This is a genomic window from Dolichospermum circinale AWQC131C (assembly GCF_000426905.1).
GTDB lineage: Bacteria > Cyanobacteriota > Cyanobacteriia > Cyanobacteriales > Nostocaceae > Dolichospermum > Dolichospermum circinale.
In genome coordinates this window covers 362-3,036 of sequence record NZ_KE384645.1, presented here as the reverse complement: position 1 = coordinate 3,036, position 2,675 = coordinate 362, and the positions used below count along the sequence as shown (strand labels likewise).

Sequence of the window (2,675 nt, the reverse complement as noted above, 5' to 3'; positions counted from 1 at the left end):
GGGGTAACTACTCCCAACCGACAGTTTAATAAGCGGATAATCAGGTTCGCTTCCCCTTCCTGTCTACCCTCTTGAATACCTTGGATATTTATCTCAGATTTTCCATGTTTAATGAAATGATAGTATGAAATGGCATGATCCAAAGGCTCTCTCAAAATAACTAAATATAAATATTTTCTTTTTGTATACCATGTAAAATAATGAATACCAAAGGGATAATGTCCTTCTACAAATTCAAATTTATTAAGATTATTAAACAATAGTTTTCCGAAACCTGAAAAATTATAGATTTTATCCTTGGAAATATTTGGCTCGATCACAGATTTTTTAAAGGAAGTTCCGCCTGTTTTGGGAATATGAGTGAAGAAAATCAAGTATTTTTCTGATAGCATAGCATTGTTGTGCCTTTAATGAATTTAGTAAGTTTCAAAGTATTGATAATTATCTTTCCAGGAAAGATTTTGTCTATGATTTAAGTGGTTTATTCTTCCATACTATAACTGCCATTTGTAAACAGGAAAAGTGTTCTAGAAAAGCTTGGTGAATCCCAAATAGATTTAATCTTAAAATTTCTGGAATTGTACTTTTTATTATACCATATAAAGCAATTTTTAAGTAATATTTAGAATTAATATTTGATACTTGCTCAGGGTGAATAGATAAATAAATTAGTGTAGATTGCTGATGTTGTTTCAGTTTTTTCCAACCCCCTTTATGTCGCCAAGGATGACACACTGACGCAGTTTTTATAAAAAGAAATTTATGTCTATTTTTGGTAAGTCTTAGCCTCAAATCTACATCTTCCATCGCAGCATAAGGAAAACGCTCATCAAAACCATTGAGCGACTCAAAAAGTTGTCGTTGCATAGAGAAATTACATGACCATAAATATCCTCCTGACTCATTAATGGGTGAAGTTTCCGCAAGATTTTTTCTTGGGCGATCAACATAGGTTCGCCCCTCGAAAACCAAGTAAGATTTATTGTTAGCGATCGCTTCTCCATAAGATTCCAACCACTGGGGATCAGGCAAACAATCATCATCTGTAAATGCTAACCATTCTCCCCTAGCGTACTTTGCCCCATTATTGCGATTTGCAGCCGGACCTTTGCGGAAACCAGCCACCCACTTTACCCAAGGGTAATTTTGCTGAATCATCTCTTGAGCGGTGGAATCATAACCATCATCACTAACAATGACTTCATATTGATCTGCTGGTAATGTTTGCACGCCAGGAGCGAGGCAGTCTAAGCACTTTGCTAATAAGTCGTTGCGGTGATAGGTAGGTATAATAACTGAAAAGAGCATATTTTCAAAATTTATAAGTTGTTATGATTTACATGATCTAATTACATAAACGTTTTTTATTATTGCACAAATGACTTAAATAATGCTCTTTTAATTAGCCCTAAAAAACGAGTATCTGTTAAAGATTCCAAAGGTAATTCAAACACTGTATTTAATAAATTTGTGATAGTTTTCTCTCTTTGATTTGTATGATACTCTTCCAAGTATTTAGAATATGATATTAGTCTTAATATTTTTTCCCAGTCTTTTATTGCTAACAAATGTGAATATTTTTTAGCTATTTCTATAGATTCTTTTCTCATTAACTCACGTTGTTTGCAGGTTTTAGCCATATCATGAGTTCTATAAAAACAAATTGGCTGGGAATTTCTATAAACTAGGGGATTTGCCAAAATAATTTTAGCAAATAAATCTAAGTCCATACAATAATGTAGGTCTTCATCAAGAAATCCTATTTGAGAATATAGTTTCTTAGAAAGAAGAACTGATTGTGATGGAATAATATACTCAACGTTATAAAAGAATTTGAGCAGATTTTTTAATTTAAAATCTGTTATTCCTTTGCCTTCTATAATTTGCTTTTCTCCCAAAGAAGAACCAATATAAGTAGGACCATATATAAAATCACATTTATATTCTATAAATCTCTTTATTGCACAGCTTAAAGCGTTAGATATGTAGCAATCATCTGAGTTTATCCAAGCAAGATAATCACCTGTACATTTTTCCCAACCTTTGTTAATGGCATGAGATTGCCCTCTATCTGCTTCACTTATCCAATAAGTAAGATATTGCTCATATTTTTTGATAATTTCTACTGAATTATCATTACTACCACCATCAATAATAATGTACTCAAGATTAGGATAACCTTGTAGTAAAACTGAACGAATTGTTTCTTCAATAAATTGCCCCTGGTTATAACTGGGAGTAACAATACTAATGCGAGGCCAATCAGAACCATCCGCCATTCTATCTGGTAAAGGTTCTGATTGTTCGGTCCAAGGCCAGCCTGTTTTGCCTTCTGGGGCTGGTGGTAAGTCTTTTAAGGTTAACGCAGTGTTTACAAGTGGCATATTATTTTTTTGAAGGATTAGATTTTGAATAATTTATTAAACAAATTGAAATTCATTAATCTAGATACACAATATATAAATATTGCTGCATTACGAATAATGCTTTTTATACACTTGCTTTCCTAGCTATATATACTGTGTTTTTTGCAGTTCTAAGGAATATTTTTTATATGGCGATTAGCCAATTTTCGTTCATTTTTTCCCCTGAATTGCTTATTTGATCATAAACAACGACCAATTTGAGATTTCATAAATTAGCGATCGCTTTAACCTCCCCCAATCACTTCTGTT

General features: G+C 32.7%; 2 protein-coding genes and 1 pseudogene. All 3 read right to left on the bottom strand.

Going from position 1 to position 2,675, the window contains the following annotated elements; all coding sequences use genetic code 11:
• Nucleotides 1-392: pseudogene (locus ACIR131C_RS23400) on the bottom strand (sulfotransferase family 2 domain-containing protein); the annotation flags it as partial.
• A 73-nt stretch (nucleotides 393-465) separates the two neighbouring features.
• Nucleotides 466-1,308: a glycosyltransferase family 2 protein gene (locus ACIR131C_RS23395; protein ID WP_035372526.1), complete on the bottom strand. Its 843-nt coding sequence runs from the start codon at nucleotides 1,306-1,308 to the stop codon at nucleotides 466-468.
• Nucleotides 1,309-1,367: 59 nt separating this feature from the next.
• Nucleotides 1,368-2,384, bottom strand: coding sequence for a glycosyltransferase family 2 protein (locus ACIR131C_RS23390; RefSeq protein ID WP_051347632.1), 1,017 nt, complete (start codon nucleotides 2,382-2,384; stop codon nucleotides 1,368-1,370).
• Nucleotides 2,385-2,675: the final 291 nt, after the last annotated feature.